We start from the raw sequence: 14,943 nt of genomic DNA on the forward strand, positions 1-14,943 counted from the left end.
CCAGGCGGGGTGCGGGTCTCGATCCGCACCCCGCTTTTTTTGCTTCGCTACATTGGCACCCCATGAGCTTTCGCTACCAAACCGTTCCCGTCACCCCGTTTCAACAAAACTGCTCCATCGTCTGGTGCGACGAGACGATGGAAGGTGCCGTCGTCGACCCCGGCGGCGAGCTGCCGCGCCTCGTGGCCACCGCGCATAAGCTCGGCGTCACGCTCAAGCAGATCCTGCTCACCCACGCGCACATCGACCATGCCGGCGGCACCGGCACGCTGGCGCGCGAGCTCGGCCTGCCCATCGTCGGCCCGCACGAGGCCGACCAGTTCTGGATCGACGGCCTGCCACAGCAGAGCGCGATGTTCGGCTTCCCACCCGCCGAGACCTTCACGCCCACCCGCTGGCTGCACGACGGCGACACGGTGCAGGTGGGCCACTGCACGCTGCAGGTGCGCCACTGCCCGGGCCACACGCCGGGCCATGTGGTCTTCTTCGAGCCCGGCTCGCAACGCGCCTTCGTGGGCGACGTGCTCTTCGCCGGCAGCGTCGGCCGCACCGATTTCCCGCAGGGCGACTTCGACACCCTGGTCGACTCGATCCGCACCCGGCTGTGGCCGATGGGCGACGCGGTGGTGTTCATCCCGGGCCACGGGCCGGAGAGCAGCTTCGGCCAGGAACGCCGCAGCAACCCCTACGTGCGTGACGCGATCGGGCCAAGGTGAATAAGTCACACGCCGGGCGGCAGGATTCACCTCCTCTGAGGACGCGCGCTTCCTAAATTTGCATCACGGCGACGGGAGGCCCGACGCCGATATTGCAAAGGGACAGCGTCATGTTCGACACCGCCACGACCAGCCACTGGCCGAACGCTTACACCGGCCCTGAACGCCGCAGCACGGCGCCATCACCCATGACACGTTGGCTTGCACGCATGCTCGATGAGACCCAGCACGGCATGCTGCTGATCACCCCCTACGGGAGGTTGCGCCATGCCAACCATGCCGCCCGCGACGAACTTGCACGCGGCCAAAGCCTGCGACTCGCGGGCGAGGAGATCCTCGCCACCCATCGTGACCAGCAAGGCATCTTGCTCCAGGCGCTGGCCGAAGGCAGGCACTGCCGCCGCCGGCTGATCACGCTCGGCACGGGTGACCAGGCCCTGCCGGTGGCCGTGGTGCCGATGGGCGATGGCGACCCTCGCGCCGAAGCCCTGGTGCTGCTGGTGCTGGGCCGCCGCCAGGGCCATGAAGCGCTCACGCTCGACTTCTACGCCCGCACGCAGGGCCTCACCAGCGCCGAGGCACGCGTACTGCAGTCGCTGTGCGACGGCTTGCGGCCGAAAGAGGTGGCGCAGCGTTTCGATGTGGCCGTCTCGACCGTGCGCACGCAGATCAGCAGCATCCGGGCCAAGACGCAGACGGCCAGCATCCGCGACCTGGTCTCCAAGGTAGGCACCCTGCCGCCGATCACACCGACGATGCGTCCGCTGGCCTCGGCGCATTGACGCACCGCCCAGCGCATTGCGGATGGCTCCGGTTTCGCGCGAAGATGCGCGCGCCGCCCACTCCGCCATGCGCCCATGCCGCCGCCCACCCCGGCCGATGCCAAAGGCCCCCCCTGGCCGCCAAGCCTGCAAGCACTGATCGACCGCGGGGAGACGCGGCGCTATCGCAAGGGCACGGTGTTGATCCATGAAGGGGATCTCGGCGACACCTTGTTCATCGTGCTGTCGGGCGAGGTGAAGGCTTTTTCCACCGACGAGCGCGACCGCGAGATCGTCTACGGGGTCTACGGCCCCGGCGACTACCTGGGTGAAATGAGTCTGGACGGCGGCCCGCGCTCGGCCTCGGTGGTGACGCTGGAGACCACGGTGTGCGCCGTGATCACCCGCAAGACGCTGCAGGAGCACATCGCCACCTACCCGGGGTTCGCTTTCGAGCTGCTGTCGCGCGTGATCCAGCGTGCCCGCCTGGCCACGCAGAGCGCGCGCAACATGGCGCTGCTCGACGTCTACGGCCGAGTGACCAGGCTCCTGGAGGGAATGGTGATCAGCCGCGAACACGACGGCACCCGCGTGATCCAGCAGCGGCTCACGCACGGCGAGATCGCCGGCCGCGTGGGCTGCTCGCGCGAGATGGTGAGCCGGCTCATGAAGGACCTCGAGCGCGGTGGTCACATCACGCGCAACGGCAAGGGCCTCGTGCTGGCACCGCGTCTGCCGCCACGCTGGTGAGGCGCTACCTGGCCAGCTTGCGCGCCACCTGCGGGGCAGCGAAGCTCGTGCCCCGCAGGCGCACCACGGTGCCGCTGCGGTTGGCCGCGGCCAGCACGCCCGGCCTGGCCGCGCTCTCCTCGCTCACACCGACCCAGTCCATGCCCACCGTGAGTGGCTTGCGCTTGTTGGTGCGCGTCGGCCCTTCGGACGCCGTGCGCCCGTCTTTGTCGTCTCGGTAGCGCCAGCCTCCCACCACGAACACCTTCTCACCGGTGGCGATTCCATTGAGGGTGCCGCTGCGCAGTACACCCACGAGGCGGCCAGAAGGGTCCTGCACGGCGGCACGGAGGTAGCGCTTGGGGTCGTAGTCGGGATCGACCAGGAATGACTGCCGGCCCCGCCGCAACATGCCCACATCGGTGTCGTTGCGCGACACATAGGCATGCACCTTCACCGGATTGCCGGTGACAGCGATGTTTTCGATGTCGATCGTCCAAACCCCGGCCGGTGCCACCGGATATCGAGGATCCACTGACGCGGTGCGCCCTACCGCCAGCAGCACCATCCCGCCCTTTTTCTCCACGCCGCGCCGCGTCGAGAAGATGACCATCGCAAGGGGCTCCTTCGCGCTCGAGGCCCAAGTCGCCGCGTCTCCCTGCACAAAGCGCTGGGTCTTGCCGTCGGGCGCCGTCACGTTCACCACCACGTCGTTCGCGCGGTCGAACCACAGCTGCAGGAAGCCGGGCGTCTGCGTGTCGGGAAGCACGCGCCAGCACAGCTCGCGTGTCTTGGCCGCGGGCACGCGTTCCGCCGCGTGGCAACGGGCCAACCGGCTGTTGCCACCGGGGATCACGATGGTCAGGGTGATGTTCTTCTGCTCTTGGGTCTCGGCGACCAGCGCATCCAGCGCCTGCTCGAAGACCGACGAGCCATCGTGCGGCCCCACGTAGGAGCCGTAGCTGATGTTGACGACGACGCGCCGGGTGGCCGGGCCCGCGCAGGCCAGGATGTAGCGCAGCCCATCCAGCAGTTGCCCGCCCAGCCAGCCCCCCGAGGTGTCTTGCAGGCAGCGCTCCGGCAGCTGCACGAACGCGATGTCGGCCGTCGAAGCCGCGCTGCCATCGGGCAGGTTGTCGAGGGCCCCGCCTTCCTGTCGAAACAGGCGCGACTCCACCGGCACCGGGCCCGCCATGATGTCCATCACGTGCGCGCCATGAGACATCCGGCGGCGCATGTTCGTGTTGCCGCAGTCGTCGTAGCAGGCGTCCTCGTCGATCACTCGCCCGACCGAGTGCTTCTTCATCACCTCGTCCAGCTGTGCGCGCGACAGCTCGCGTCCATAGCCCAGTTCCGCCGGCACGGGGGCCGCCTGTTGCTGGTCATCGCACAGGGTGGATCCGAGGTCCTGATCCCACAGACCGACGACACGTGTGCCCCAGGATCCGTTGGGCAACGGCTTGCGAAAACTGCGGTGCGCAAACGGGCAGCCGTAATCGATCACGCCGAGCAACAGCGGGCCATCACTGCCCACACGCTGCTTGGGAGCCACGGCCGAAGCCGTGGGAGCCTTCTGGATTGCACGGTCGGGGATGATGGGCTCGACCAGATCGACACGAAGAACAGCTGAGTTGAGCTGGCCGGACGAGAGCTGTTTCAAGAAGCCGGGACCGACGGTGGCCGTGCAAAAGCGGGACTTGGCCGTCTGGTAGGCCTGCGGGATATGCGCGTTCGTGCCACAACTCGTTTGAAAGCCTGCGGCATCTTCCGTCGAATCCAGCTCGATCAACAGCCGCAACGGGAAGGCGGATGTGTAGTCTCTGAACGCAGTGGCATGGGCCCACACCACGTAAGGGTCGAGCAAGCCAGGTGCGTGCGCACCCTGGGCGGCCAGCATGGAGCCGGCTTTGATGGATTTCCAGATTGGCATGGTGGCGCCTCGGTGACCGGATGCGTTCAGACGACACGCGAAGGTGGCATGTCTTTCCATTCGGCTTGTGCCTTGCCCCACAGGTACTTCAGGACGGGGCTGCCCGCCGGCATCGGGCCGGGACTGCCGATGAGGTGATAAGGGCACGCCTTCACGTTGCGGTCCAGGGGCTGTCGCTCAGGGTCGAAGTCCTCCCGGCCCGTCAATGCCGCACCGTCGAAACTGCGCTCGGTCCAGGTGCCGGCGGACGTGAAGCGCGCGAGGGCGTACTCCGCAAGCGTGACGCCCAGCAGGCGCCCGGCCATGCTGTCGATGGGGAAGTGCACGCCGGCCACCACGCGGTTGGTCGCGATGCGCGCGGCCTGCCGATCGAGCTGGGCGGTGATGGCCGTGTCTTGGTTGGGATCGAGCTTCAACAGCGCCTTGAGCACGGTGGCGACGATGTAGGCCTGCGTCGCATGGCCGCTGGGAAAGCTCCCATGCCCGGGCGTGGTGATCAGGGGCTGGACCTGCGGAGAAAGCTGATACGGGCGCCAGCAGCCCAGCTCGTGCTTGAAGCGCATCTCCACGTACACCGCGAGCTGCAAGACGATGTTGATCAACTCCAGGGTGCGCTTCACGCGCTGCGGCTGAAGCGGCAGCACCGAGCCCCAGAAGGCGTACTGCGGATCGATCTGGGCCAGGATCTCCGCCGCGCGGTCGTCCCGGAGTTCAGCCCAGTCCAGAACCGGCTTGATCTGCCGTGCAAACACCGTTGGAGACGCGCGCTGGATGGTCACCACCGGCCTGGCCGCAAAGCTGCCGCCTTGTTGCTGCGCGAGGTAAGACAGCTGCAAGCCCTTGCGCTGAGCCGTGTACTCAAAGTGCAAAGGCGACACGAGTTCTTGAATGCCCACATAGGCCCGCACCCAGGGCTCCCAGCGCTCAAGCTCGGTGTCACGCCCAACCTTCGGCAGCGGGAAGGTACGGGCCGCCCGATGGGCCGGATCAAACGTGGCGTCGCGGCTGGAGATCAGCGCCGACACCATCAGCGGCGAGGCATAGCCATCGGCCAGGCTGCCGACCCCACCCCCTCCGGCACCGCCGGCACCACCCGCGCCCCCGGCACCGCCCGCACCGCCCGCACCTCCGGCTCCGCCGGCTCCACCGGCACCGCCGATCACAGCCGCACCGCCCGCCGCACCCATGGCCGATTGCAAGAGATGACGTGAGAAATGCTGCTTGGAATACATGGGGCCTCCTCCTCGAAATCGATGTGTCGTGAAAAGCCGCGCTCAGTCCGGCAGCCCGGCCCGGCGCAACGCGTCGGCCCAGGTGTGGCCTGTCTCGTAGGCCGCAGCCGGGGTGCGGGCCAGGTAGGACCGAACCGTGAGCCCGCGCTCGGATTCGCGCAGCACACGCATCCAGTTGCGCGCTTCGTCCATCTGCCCGAGCTGCGAATGCGAGATGGCCAGCACCCTCAGCGTGGAGCTGTGTGATCGATTGGCCCGCAACGAACGCAAGGCCAGCTCGATGGCCCGCTCGTAGTCATGGGCGGACATCGCCGCCGTGGCGGCCAGCGAGTCGTGGTAATAGCGCAGCGGGTCAAGCGGCGACAGCGCCAAGGCCTGCCGGGCGCTGGCCACCGCTTTCTCTCCCTCGCCCTTGAAGGCATAAGACACGCTGGCAAACAACCAGGCCAGCGACTCGTTGGGGTTGGCAGCCAGCGCCTCGTCGTAGCGTTGCAGCGCGTGATCGAGATCCTTCTGCATGTGGCAGCGCACGAAGCCTTCGATGGCCAGCGCCAGGGCGCAATCGGGGTCGTCGTTGAGTGCACGCTGCGTCTGCTCGATCGCCTCGCGGGCTTGCGCGTGCTCGTCATCGGCCCAGCCACGCGTCACCCTCAGCACATACCACTTGGCCAACCAGGCCCGAGGCGTGGGCGCATGGGGGTTGCGGCTCACCAGATGCTCGAGCATCTCGCGCACCCGCTCGAAATCTGCGCGTGACGCCCGGTGCATCAGCGAGATGGAGCCCAGGAGCAGCGAGTGGCTGGCCAGGGTGGGCAAGGCATGCGACCTGACCAGCCGTGCCTCGGCTTCGAGTACCGAGCGGGCCACGCCGTCGCGGATGCGCTGGATCGCCTCGCTCTGGGGTTGCAGCGGATCGAGCGGCCCGACCACGATGCGGTCGGCCCAGACCACGCTGGCCGACGCGGTGTCGGCCAGCTCCGCCGCGATGCTGAGCGAGCTTGCGGACGCGTGGTATGAGCCACTCAGCACGTAGTTGGCGCCCAGCACGTTCGCGACCTGCGCAGGTGTGGATTTCCGGCCCTTGAGTGCGGCGGTCGACAGCCGGGAGATCACATGGATCAAGGCCTCGCCGGAGATCTGCGCAATCACGCCATCGGCAATCACGTCACCCAGAACATCCATGCCCGCATCACCGCCCAGGCAATCGAAGGGAATGACCGCGATGGCGGGCAAACCGATGCGCGAACCGCCCTGCGCCTGGCCGACCACGGGCCGCGGACCCGCCACACCCAGGCGAAAGGCTCGCACGGGCTTTTGCACATGCTTCACATGGCAATCGCCCAGGTCCTCGACGTCGGCATCGAGCCCTGGCACCAACTGGTCCCGGACCGGCGCCGACACGACGATTTCCCCCGGCCCCGCCAGCGACGTCAGCCGCGCGGCGAGGTTCACGCCGCTGCCATAGATATCGTGCGCGTCGACGATCACATCGGCCGCATGCACCCCAATGCGCAGGCACATCCACTCCTGGGGAGGCCGGCTGGCGTTATAGGGCTGGATCGCTTGCTGCATGGCCAGGGCGCATTGGACGGCGGGCGGAACGTTTCCGAACTCGAGCATCAATCCGTCACCCAGGCTCTTGACCAGGCGCCCCCCATGTTCGGGCAGCAGCCGGATCACCACCTCGCCCACGAACGCCTGCCAGCGGTGCACCGTGTCTTCTTCGTCCTGCTCCATCAGCCGGACGGACTCCACCACGTCGACCACGACAACCGTGCGAGAGACCCGCTGCAAGGCAGGCCAGGGCGTTTCGGATTGATTCGCCGACATGGTGGATTTGCGGCTCGCGCGGGGCATCCTCCGCATTGAGGACGTGGCACGCTACAGCAAGAAGTTAGCCAGCCGGAACCGCTGAATCCCGGGGGTGGGGCCCGCCGGGGAGGCGGGCGAAGGGCTCAGCCCTTGGCCGGCGCCGACGCCGCCTTCGGCGGCTCGAAGCGCTGATCGGGCTTGGGCGCCCTGGCGTAGAGGCCTTCCACCTTGGGCAGGGCCATCTCGATGTCGCGGATGCGGGTCGGCCCCGAGGGGTGGGTCGAGAGGAACTGGGGCGGCGCGCCCTTGCTCGCCTGGCCCATCTTGTTCCACAGGCTCACGCCGGCGCGCGGGTTGTAGCCGGCGCGCGCGGCGAGCTCCATTCCCACGAGGTCGGCTTCCGACTCGTCTTCACGGCCGAACTTGAGGGTGAGCAGCTGGCCGCCCAGGTCGGCGGCCATGCGGCCGGCGTTGCCGAGGCCGAAGATGGCAGCACCGAGCTCAATGGCGCCCCGCGTGGCGAGCGTCTTGCCCATGCGCTCGCGCGCATGCTCGCGCAGGGCGTGGGCCATTTCGTGGCCCATGATCATCGCGACCTCGTCGTCGTTGAGCTGCAGCTGCTGCAGGATGCCGTAGTAGAAGGCGATTTTGCCGCCGGGCATGCAGAAGGCGTTGATCTGCTGCGAGCCGAGCAGGTTGATCTCCCACTTCCACGACTTGGCGCGCGGGTTCCACTCGTCGGTGAACGGGATGATGCGCGAGGCAATGGCGCGCAGGCGGATGACCTGCGGGTGGTTGTCGGGCGCGAGCGCCTTCTTCTCGGCCGCCTGCTGCTTCATGGCCGCGTATTGCGACTGCGCCGCGCCTTCGACCTGGTCGGCCGACACGAATTTGGAGAACTGCGATTCCTTGCCGACCTCGACACCCTCGCGGGCCCAGGCCGGCACGGCGGCGAGGCCGGCGCCTGCGGCCAGCGCGCCGGTGAAGAGGCGACGGCGGTGACGGAAGCAGCCGCAGCCCTGCGGGTGCCCTTCGGGCGACAGGGGAGGTTCAGGCAGGTCGGCGTCGTGTCGGAAGTGGGTGGTCATGGCGTCTCGGATCACGAAGGGCAAATGTTGTTCCCGGGGGCGCGGCTTCAAGCCCGGCCGTCGTTCGTTCAATCGTCGGCCAGGGCGGCGCGCGGGTCGACTTCGAGCGCTTGCACCGGGCGGCGCAGCCACCACAGCATCACCAGCGCCGGGGCGGCCAGCACGGTGGAGAGGATGAAGAACGTGGGCCAGCCGATGGTCTCGGCCATCACCCCGGCCAGCGGGCCGACCCAGACCCGACCGACCGACGCGAAAGCCGACAGCAAGGCGTACTGGGTGGCGGTGAAGCGCTGGTTGCACAGGCCCATCAGGAAGGCGACGAAGGCGGCCGTGCCCATGCCGCTCGCGATGTTCTCCGCCGCGATCACCAGGATCAGGCCGCCGTCGACGGGGGTCGCCTTGTCCAACCACACGAGATACCAGTCGAAGGCCGGCACCACGAAGCCCGGCAGCACGCCCTTGCCGCTGACGGCGAGCCACCAGAAGCCGAGGTTGCTCACCATCTGCAGCACCCCGAAGAGCATCAAGGCGCGCCAGAGGCCGAGCTTGAGCATGAGCACGCCGCCCAGCAGCGCCCCGCCGATGGTGAGCCACAGGCCGATCAGCTTGTTGGCCACGCCGAACTCCGCCTGCGTGAAGGCCATCGACTGCAAGAGGAAGGGCGTCATCAGCGAGCCGGCAAACGCATCGCCGAGCTTGTAGAGCACGATGAAGCCGAGGAAGGCCCCGGCGCCGGGCTGGCTGAAGTAGCTGCGCAAGCCGCCGAGCAGGGTCTCGAAGCGCAGCGCGCGCGCCACCCAGGCGGCCAGCGGCAGGGTGAGCCCGACGCCCAGCACCAGCACGAGCAGCTGCGTCCACTTGGCCTGCAGCGCCGGCGACAGGGTGCTCGTGGCCCACAGAGGCGCCAGCAACGCCTTGGCGACGGTGGGCCCGAGGCGGTCGGTGAGCACCACGCCGGCGGCCACGGCCAGCAGCACACCCAGGAAGCCGAGCAGGTCGCGCCGCGCCGCGCTGGTGGGCTTGAGCGTGGCGTCGACCTTCGGCAGAAAGAGCAGCGACACCACCGCCGCCCCCACCATCAACCAGGCCATCACGCGGTAGACCTCGGGCCAGGTCCAGTGGCCGCCCTGCGTGGGGTCGGCCCAGATGAAGGCGATGCCGCCCGAGAAGATCATCGCCAGCCGGTAGCCCAGCACGCTGGTCGATGCGCCCAGGCCGCGCTCGCGCGCGGGCAGGAGGTCGGTGCGGTAGGCGTCGATGACGATGTCCTGCGAGGCCGAGATGAAGGCCACCAGCACCGCGAGCAGCGCAAAGAGGCGGATCGACGCCGTCGGCGAGGTGCTCGACATCCACCACAGCGCGAGCGCGAGCGCCAGCTGCGTCACCACCAGCCAGCCGCGGCGCCGCCCGAGCCAGGGCAGCTCGAAGCGGTCCATCAGCGGCGCCCAGAGGAACTTGAAGGTGTAGGGCAGGCCGACCACGCTCAGGAAGCCGATGGTGGCGATGTCGACCTTGGACAGGCTCAGCCAGGCCTGCATGGCCTGGCCGGTGAGCGCGAGCGGCAGCCCGGAGGCGAAGCCCAGCACGGCCACGACGATCAGGCGTCGCCAGGCATCGAGGCGCGCGTGCAGGGGCTGGGGAGGCGCGGAAACAGGCATGTGGCGGCGATTCTAGGAATGCGTGTGTCGCGGCGCGCCTCAGCGCTCGCCGGGCTGGAAGCGCTGGTCGACCCAGCGCAGCAGGTCGCGCCACATCTGCCGCATCTCGGTGTCGGTGGGCGCACGCAGCGCATTCGGCAACTCGATGGTCACCACCGGCACACCCTTGTGCACGCCGCCGTAGTGGCCCAGCGAGCCGGGGAAGATGCCCACCCGCTCGAGCTCGAGCCGGCCCAGGCGCTGCGGTGGTTCGCGCGGGCCGTCGTAGTCGAGCACGCCGTAGGGCGCGTGCACGCTCACGATGAGGTCGGGCTTCCACGCGCTGATGGTCTCGACGAGAAAGCGGCTCTCCGGCTCCGACAGCGCCGCACGGCCCGGGTAGCGGCGTGGGTCGCGGCGGGTGCGCTTTTCCCAGTACACCGGCGCCTCCTGGGCCCAGCGCGGGGTGGGGAAGTTGCGGTTGAGGTCGACCCGGTTGGCGTTGACGCGGGTCGGCTTGGGCAGCATCAGCCCGTCGGGGTTGAGGGCCGGCACGAAGCGCCAGTCGAGCCCGTGCGGCGCCAGGCCGGCCTGGGCGATCCAGTGGAAGACAAGCGACGACGACGACAGCTCGTCGCCGTGGATGCCACCCACCACCAGCACCCGCCGCGGCACCGTGGGCGCCGGGCCGACCCAGGGCGCGGCATCGTCGCCGCGCGCATGCACGTCGCGCCGGTACAGCGGTACGCCGCGCACCGACTGAGCGCCCGAGGGCACGAGCCGCGCCTCTTCACACAGGCCGCGGCTCACGCCGGGCAGGCGGCGCGACCAGTCGGCGCACTGCGGCACGGCCGCCGCCAGGCTGCTGGCGGCCAGAAGCGGGGCAGCAAGCCAAAACCGCGCCGGGCGTGAAGTTTTCATGGCGGCGGCAGTGTAGGGGCTCGCTTGCCCCCCTGTATGGGAGTTGGCCTTGTCGGAAAGGGTCCGCCACAATGCCCGAATGACCGCCTTGCTGCGCCCGCTCACCCCCGCCTTTTCCTCGCAGGAATTCCGCACGGCGCTGGGCGCATTTGCCACCGGCGTGACGATCGTCACCGCACTCGACGCCACCGGCCGCCCCATCGGCCTCACGGCCAATTCATTCAACTCGGTCTCGCTGTCGCCGCCCCTCGTGTTGTGGAGCCTGTCGCGCCGTGCGGGTTCACTGCCGGCGTTCAGCGGCGGCTCGCACTACGCGATCAACATCCTCGCCGCCGACCAGCGCGCGCTGGCCGAGCGTTTCGCCTCGAAAGACGTGGACCGTTTCGCCGGCCTGGCCTTCCGCCAGGGTGCGGGCGGTGCGCCGGTGCTCGAAGGCAGCGCCGCGGTGTTCGAGTGCTTCAACCGCAGCCAGTACGAAGAGGGCGACCACGTCATCTTCGTGGGCGAGGTCGAGCGCTGCGAGCGGCGCGAGGGCGCCCTGCCGCTCATCTACCACGGCGGGCGTTACTTCACCGAGCTGCCGCTTTAACGACCGGCCAACCGGCCTGGTCGGGTGCTGCCCCGAGAGACGCACGGTCCACGGCCGGCCAGAATCGGCCGACCTCTTCAGCGAAGCTCCCATGACCCTTCCTGTCTTGCCGCGCCGCTGGCTGGCGGCCGTTGCGCTTGCCTTCCTGTGGCCCACGGCCACCTTCTCGGCCGAACCGCTCCCGAGCGGCAACCTCCAGCGCGGCCCGATCGCCTTCGAGCTGGCCATCTACCTGCCCAAGGGCAGCAAGGCAACGGCCTTGCCCGCGCTGCGCCAGCGGCTGAACGCCTCGGGCATGCCGACGTGGGTCGACGCATTGCCGAAAACCGCCCCCACCGCGCCCGTCGTGCACGCCAGGCTGCTCGACACGGTGCAGAAGGATTACGCGCCGCCCAGTCTCGACATGCTGCAACGCTTCGGCCGCGGCCTCAGCCGCGACCAGGCCCAGGCGCTGCAGACGACCGAATACGCGCTCATCCTCCGCTTCGCGCACCCGACCCCGAACAACCTCACCGCGTACCGAGCCGCGCTGCAGCTGGCCGAGCAGGTCGCCCGCGACACCCAGGGCCTGCTGTGGGACGAAGAGACCCGCGAGGTGTTCACCCCCGATGCATGGCGCACGCGCCGCCTCGACAGCTGGTCGGGCGACATCCCCGACGCGGCCCTGCAAACCGTCATCCACGCCTACAAGGGCGACCAGCAGGTGCGCGCCATCACGCTCGGCATGGTCAAGTTCGGCTTGCCCGACGTGGTGATCGACGACTTCTCCTGGTCGAACAACCGGCCGATGGGCAATCTCGTCAACGCCCTGGTGCAGGCGCTGGTGGAAGGCGCCACGCTCACGTCACCGGGCCAGTACGAGCTTGACCTGCGCAAGCTGCGCCATGCACCGGTGAGGGAGGCCCTGCTGCCCTCGCTCAAGTCCAACGCCAATGCCGTGGCACGGCTCACGCTCCGCAACGGCAAGCCCGAGTCGGGCGACCCCGACAACCGGCTGCTCGAAGTGAAGTTCGACCGCTACCCCGGGCCGGACCACTACGCCCGGCAGGATGCGCTCTTGAGCGCACTCTTCGGCAGCGAAGACGGCGTGACCCGCGTGAAGCACAACGAGGAGCTGCTCGCCGCCAGCGCTGCCGCGAAGAAGCACCTGCCCGCCCTGCGCGAGGCCTTCCGCAAGGGCCTGCAGCCGGGCGAATACATCCTGCTCAAGCTGCCCTTTGCCACGCCCGCCGGCAGCAACGAATGGATGTGGGTCGAGGTGTTGAGCTGGGACGGCGACACGATCCGGGCGCTGCTGAAGAACGAGCCGGTCGACGTGCCGACGCTGCACGCCGGGCAGGAGGTGAAGGTCTCGCAAAGCAAGGTCTTCGACTACCTGCGCCGCTACCCCGACGGGCGCGACGAAGGCAACGAGACGGGCAGGATCCTGCAGCGCATGCAGGGGCGCTGAACCCCGGCCGCCCAAGCGGCCACCGCCTTGCGCCCCGAACTCAGCCAGCGCTCAAGCGACGCCGCGCAAACGCGACGAACCAAGGCACGCAGTCGGCATTGGCCATCGCATCGAGCTTGAACACCTGCTCGGGCGCTGTGCCCAGCAGGAGCTTCTTCACCGGCAGCTCCATCTTCTTGCCCGAGAGCGTGCGGGGGATCGCGCTCACCTGGAAGATCTCGTTCGGCACATGGCGCGCCGAAAGCGCCGTCTTGATCGCCTCGCGCAAGCGCTTGTCGAGCGCTGCATCGAGCGTCACACCCTCACGCAGCACCACGAAGAGCGGCATGTAGCTTTCGCGGCCGAGGTATTCGAGGTCGACCACCAGGCTGTCGAGCACTTCGGGTTGCGCTTCGACGGCGCGGTACAGCTCGGCCGTGCCCATGCGGATGCCGTGGCGGTTGATCGTGGCGTCGCTGCGGCCGTAGATGATGGCGCCGCCGCGCGGGGTGATGCGGATCCAGTCGCCGTGGCGCCAGATGCCGGGGTACATGTCGAAATAGCTGTCGTGGTAGCGGCGATGGCCCTCGTCGTTCCAGAAGTACAGCGGCATCGACGGCATCGGCTTCACGCACACCAGCTCGCCGACCTCGTCGACGAGCGGCCGGCCCTGTTCATTCCATGCCTCGACGGCGGCGCCGAGGCACCGGCATTGCATCTCGCCTTCCACCACGGGCAGCGTCGGCAGGCCGGCGATGAACGCGCCCGCGAAGTCGGTGCCGCCGGAGATCACCGACAGCCAGATGTCCTTCCCACCCACCTTGGGCACGTGGTCGTCGGCCCAGCGGTAGCAGTCGGTCGCCAGCGGCGAGCCGGTGGCGCCCAGCGCGCGCAGATGCGAGAGCTTCAGGATCTCCTTCGGCTTCACCTCGGCCTTGAGGCAGCTGGCAAAGAAGGCACTGCCGGCGCCGAAGAAGGTCGCCTTCGCGTCGTCGACGAAGCGCCACAGCGTCGACCAGTCGGCCTGGCCGCTCTTGCCCGAAGGGCTGCCGTCGTAGACGCAGATCGTCGTGCCCAGCAAGAGGCCCGCCACCTGCGAGTTCCACATGATCCAGCCGGTCGCGCTGTACCAGTGGTAGCGGTCGCCGGTGTCGACGGTGGCGCAGAGGTTGTTGTGCAGGCCCAGCATCTTGATCGCTTCGAGCACCACGCCGCCGTGGCCGTGCACGATGGGCTTGGGCAGGCCGGTGGTGCCGCTGCTGTAGACGACCCACAGCGGGTGGTCGAAGGCGACCCACGTCGGCGCAAGCGTGGCGTCGTCGGCGATGAGGGTGTCGAAGTCGTGCACGGGCCGCGAAGGCGAGGCCAGGCGCTCGGGTTGCGCGGCGGCATCGAGGTAACGCCACAGCACCACGTGCTGCACGCTCGGCAGGTCCGTCAGCAGACCCTCGAGCACCGGCAAGCGGTCGTGGGCGGTGCCGCCATACACGTAGCCGTCGCACGCGATCAGCACCTTGGGCTCGATCTGGCGGAAGCGGTCGAGCACGGCCACCGGGCCCATGTCGGGCGAACACACCGACCAGATGGCACCCAGGCTCGCGACCGCGAGGAAGGCCACCGCCGTCTGCGGCGTGTTGGGCAGGAAGGCGACGACACGGTCGCCCGCGCCAACGCCGAGCTTCTGCAAATGTGCCGCCAGCGAGGCGACCTGCCGCCGCAGCTCGGGCCAGCTCACTTCCTGCAGCTCACCCCGCTCGCGCAGGCGCTCGTTCTGGAACACGATCGCCGGGTGACCGGCCGCGTGCGCCGCATCGGCATGGCGGAACACCTGCTGCACGTAGTTGAGCTGCGCGCCCGGGAACCACTGCGCGCCCGGCATCTTGTCTTCCACCAGCACGGTGCTGCGCGGGGTGGGCGATTGCAGGTCGAAGTAGTCCCACACCGACGACCAGAAGGCATCGAGGTCGCTGACCGACCAGCGCCACATCGCGTCGTAGCCCTCGGTCGTGGTGGCGTCGAAATGCAGGCCGCGCTCTTTGGCCAGCCAGTGGGTGTAGCGGGTGATCTGGGGTTCAGGCTGGGTGCTCATGACACAGGAG

At 68.7% G+C, this 14,943-nt stretch carries 12 protein-coding genes; 5 read left to right on the forward strand and 7 right to left on the reverse strand.

What is annotated here, in order from left to right:
* Nucleotides 1–62 precede the first annotated feature (62 nt).
* The 3 genes from KF892_15670 to KF892_15680 all read left to right on the forward strand — a co-directional run bounded on the left by KF892_15670 (nucleotide 63) and on the right by KF892_15680 (nucleotide 2,227).
* Nucleotides 63–716 (forward strand): MBL fold metallo-hydrolase, encoded by a 654-nt coding sequence (locus KF892_15670; protein ID MBX3626457.1) that lies wholly within the window; start codon nucleotides 63–65, stop codon nucleotides 714–716.
* 110 nt (nucleotides 717–826) lie between these two features.
* Nucleotides 827–1,498: a hypothetical protein gene (locus KF892_15675; protein ID MBX3626458.1), complete on the forward strand. Its 672-nt coding sequence runs from the start codon at nucleotides 827–829 to the stop codon at nucleotides 1,496–1,498.
* 75 nt (nucleotides 1,499–1,573) lie between these two features.
* Nucleotides 1,574–2,227: a Crp/Fnr family transcriptional regulator gene (locus KF892_15680; GenBank protein ID MBX3626459.1), complete on the forward strand. Its 654-nt coding sequence runs from the start codon at nucleotides 1,574–1,576 to the stop codon at nucleotides 2,225–2,227.
* Between the two features lie 4 nt (nucleotides 2,228–2,231).
* On the opposite strand, the gene KF892_15685 is transcribed toward KF892_15680, so the two are convergent.
* The 6 genes from KF892_15685 to KF892_15710 all read right to left on the reverse strand — a co-directional run bounded on the left by KF892_15685 (nucleotide 2,232) and on the right by KF892_15710 (nucleotide 10,826).
* Nucleotides 2,232–4,136, reverse strand: a complete 1,905-nt coding sequence (locus KF892_15685; protein ID MBX3626460.1) for a hypothetical protein — start codon at nucleotides 4,134–4,136, stop codon at nucleotides 2,232–2,234.
* A 26-nt stretch (nucleotides 4,137–4,162) separates the two neighbouring features.
* Nucleotides 4,163–5,323, reverse strand: coding sequence for a phosphatase PAP2 family protein (locus tag KF892_15690; GenBank protein MBX3626461.1), 1,161 nt, complete (start codon nucleotides 5,321–5,323; stop codon nucleotides 4,163–4,165).
* Nucleotides 5,324–5,410: 87 nt separating this feature from the next.
* Nucleotides 5,411–7,198 carry a hypothetical protein gene (locus KF892_15695; GenBank protein ID MBX3626462.1) on the reverse strand — a complete coding sequence of 596 codons (1,788 nt, stop codon included), beginning with the start codon at nucleotides 7,196–7,198 and terminating at the stop codon, nucleotides 5,411–5,413.
* A 125-nt stretch (nucleotides 7,199–7,323) separates the two neighbouring features.
* Nucleotides 7,324–8,268 (reverse strand): M48 family metallopeptidase, encoded by a 945-nt coding sequence (locus KF892_15700; protein ID MBX3626463.1) that lies wholly within the window; start codon nucleotides 8,266–8,268, stop codon nucleotides 7,324–7,326.
* 68 nt (nucleotides 8,269–8,336) lie between these two features.
* Nucleotides 8,337–9,926, reverse strand: a complete 1,590-nt coding sequence (locus KF892_15705) for an MFS transporter (GenBank protein MBX3626464.1) — start codon at nucleotides 9,924–9,926, stop codon at nucleotides 8,337–8,339.
* 39 nt (nucleotides 9,927–9,965) lie between these two features.
* Entirely contained in the window at nucleotides 9,966–10,826 is an 861-nt protein-coding gene (locus KF892_15710; protein ID MBX3626465.1) for a DUF2817 domain-containing protein, read from the reverse strand.
* Nucleotides 10,827–10,905: 79 nt separating this feature from the next.
* Between KF892_15710 and KF892_15715 the strand changes: the two genes are divergently transcribed.
* Together KF892_15715 and KF892_15720 are read left to right on the forward strand one after the other, a co-directional pair.
* Nucleotides 10,906–11,415 (forward strand): flavin reductase family protein, encoded by a 510-nt coding sequence (locus KF892_15715; protein ID MBX3626466.1) that lies wholly within the window; start codon nucleotides 10,906–10,908, stop codon nucleotides 11,413–11,415.
* A 91-nt stretch (nucleotides 11,416–11,506) separates the two neighbouring features.
* Nucleotides 11,507–12,865: a DUF2314 domain-containing protein gene (locus KF892_15720; protein ID MBX3626467.1), complete on the forward strand. Its 1,359-nt coding sequence runs from the start codon at nucleotides 11,507–11,509 to the stop codon at nucleotides 12,863–12,865.
* Between the two features lie 40 nt (nucleotides 12,866–12,905).
* Here the strand turns inward: KF892_15720 and KF892_15725 are convergent, their stop codons facing one another.
* On the reverse strand, nucleotides 12,906–14,933 hold the full coding sequence (locus KF892_15725; GenBank protein ID MBX3626468.1) for an acetoacetate--CoA ligase: 2,028 nt from the start codon (nucleotides 14,931–14,933) through the stop codon (nucleotides 12,906–12,908).
* Nucleotides 14,934–14,943: the final 10 nt, after the last annotated feature.

This window comes from Rhizobacter sp., assembly GCA_019635355.1.
GTDB lineage: Bacteria > Pseudomonadota > Gammaproteobacteria > Burkholderiales > Burkholderiaceae_C > Rhizobacter.

Bases quoted from the DNA above. Each gene is read 5' to 3' on its own strand.
- KF892_15690 (MBX3626461.1), bottom strand. From the start codon at position 5,323: ATGGGTGCGGCGGGCGGTGCGGCTGTGATCGGCGGTGCCGGTGGAGCC.
- KF892_15670 (MBX3626457.1), top strand. From the start codon at position 63: ATGAGCTTTCGCTACCAAACCGTTCCCGTCACCCCGTTTCAACAAAAC.
- KF892_15720 (MBX3626467.1), top strand. From the start codon at position 11,507: ATGACCCTTCCTGTCTTGCCGCGCCGCTGGCTGGCGGCCGTTGCGCTT.
- KF892_15675 (MBX3626458.1), top strand. From the start codon at position 827: ATGTTCGACACCGCCACGACCAGCCACTGGCCGAACGCTTACACCGGC.
- KF892_15680 (MBX3626459.1), top strand. From the start codon at position 1,574: ATGCCGCCGCCCACCCCGGCCGATGCCAAAGGCCCCCCCTGGCCGCCA.
- KF892_15710 (MBX3626465.1), bottom strand. From the start codon at position 10,826: ATGAAAACTTCACGCCCGGCGCGGTTTTGGCTTGCTGCCCCGCTTCTG.
- KF892_15700 (MBX3626463.1), bottom strand. From the start codon at position 8,268: ATGACCACCCACTTCCGACACGACGCCGACCTGCCTGAACCTCCCCTG.
- KF892_15695 (MBX3626462.1), bottom strand. From the start codon at position 7,198: ATGTCGGCGAATCAATCCGAAACGCCCTGGCCTGCCTTGCAGCGGGTC.
- KF892_15705 (MBX3626464.1), bottom strand. From the start codon at position 9,926: ATGCCTGTTTCCGCGCCTCCCCAGCCCCTGCACGCGCGCCTCGATGCC.
- KF892_15685 (MBX3626460.1), bottom strand. From the start codon at position 4,136: ATGCCAATCTGGAAATCCATCAAAGCCGGCTCCATGCTGGCCGCCCAG.
- KF892_15715 (MBX3626466.1), top strand. From the start codon at position 10,906: ATGACCGCCTTGCTGCGCCCGCTCACCCCCGCCTTTTCCTCGCAGGAA.
- KF892_15725 (MBX3626468.1), bottom strand. From the start codon at position 14,933: ATGAGCACCCAGCCTGAACCCCAGATCACCCGCTACACCCACTGGCTG.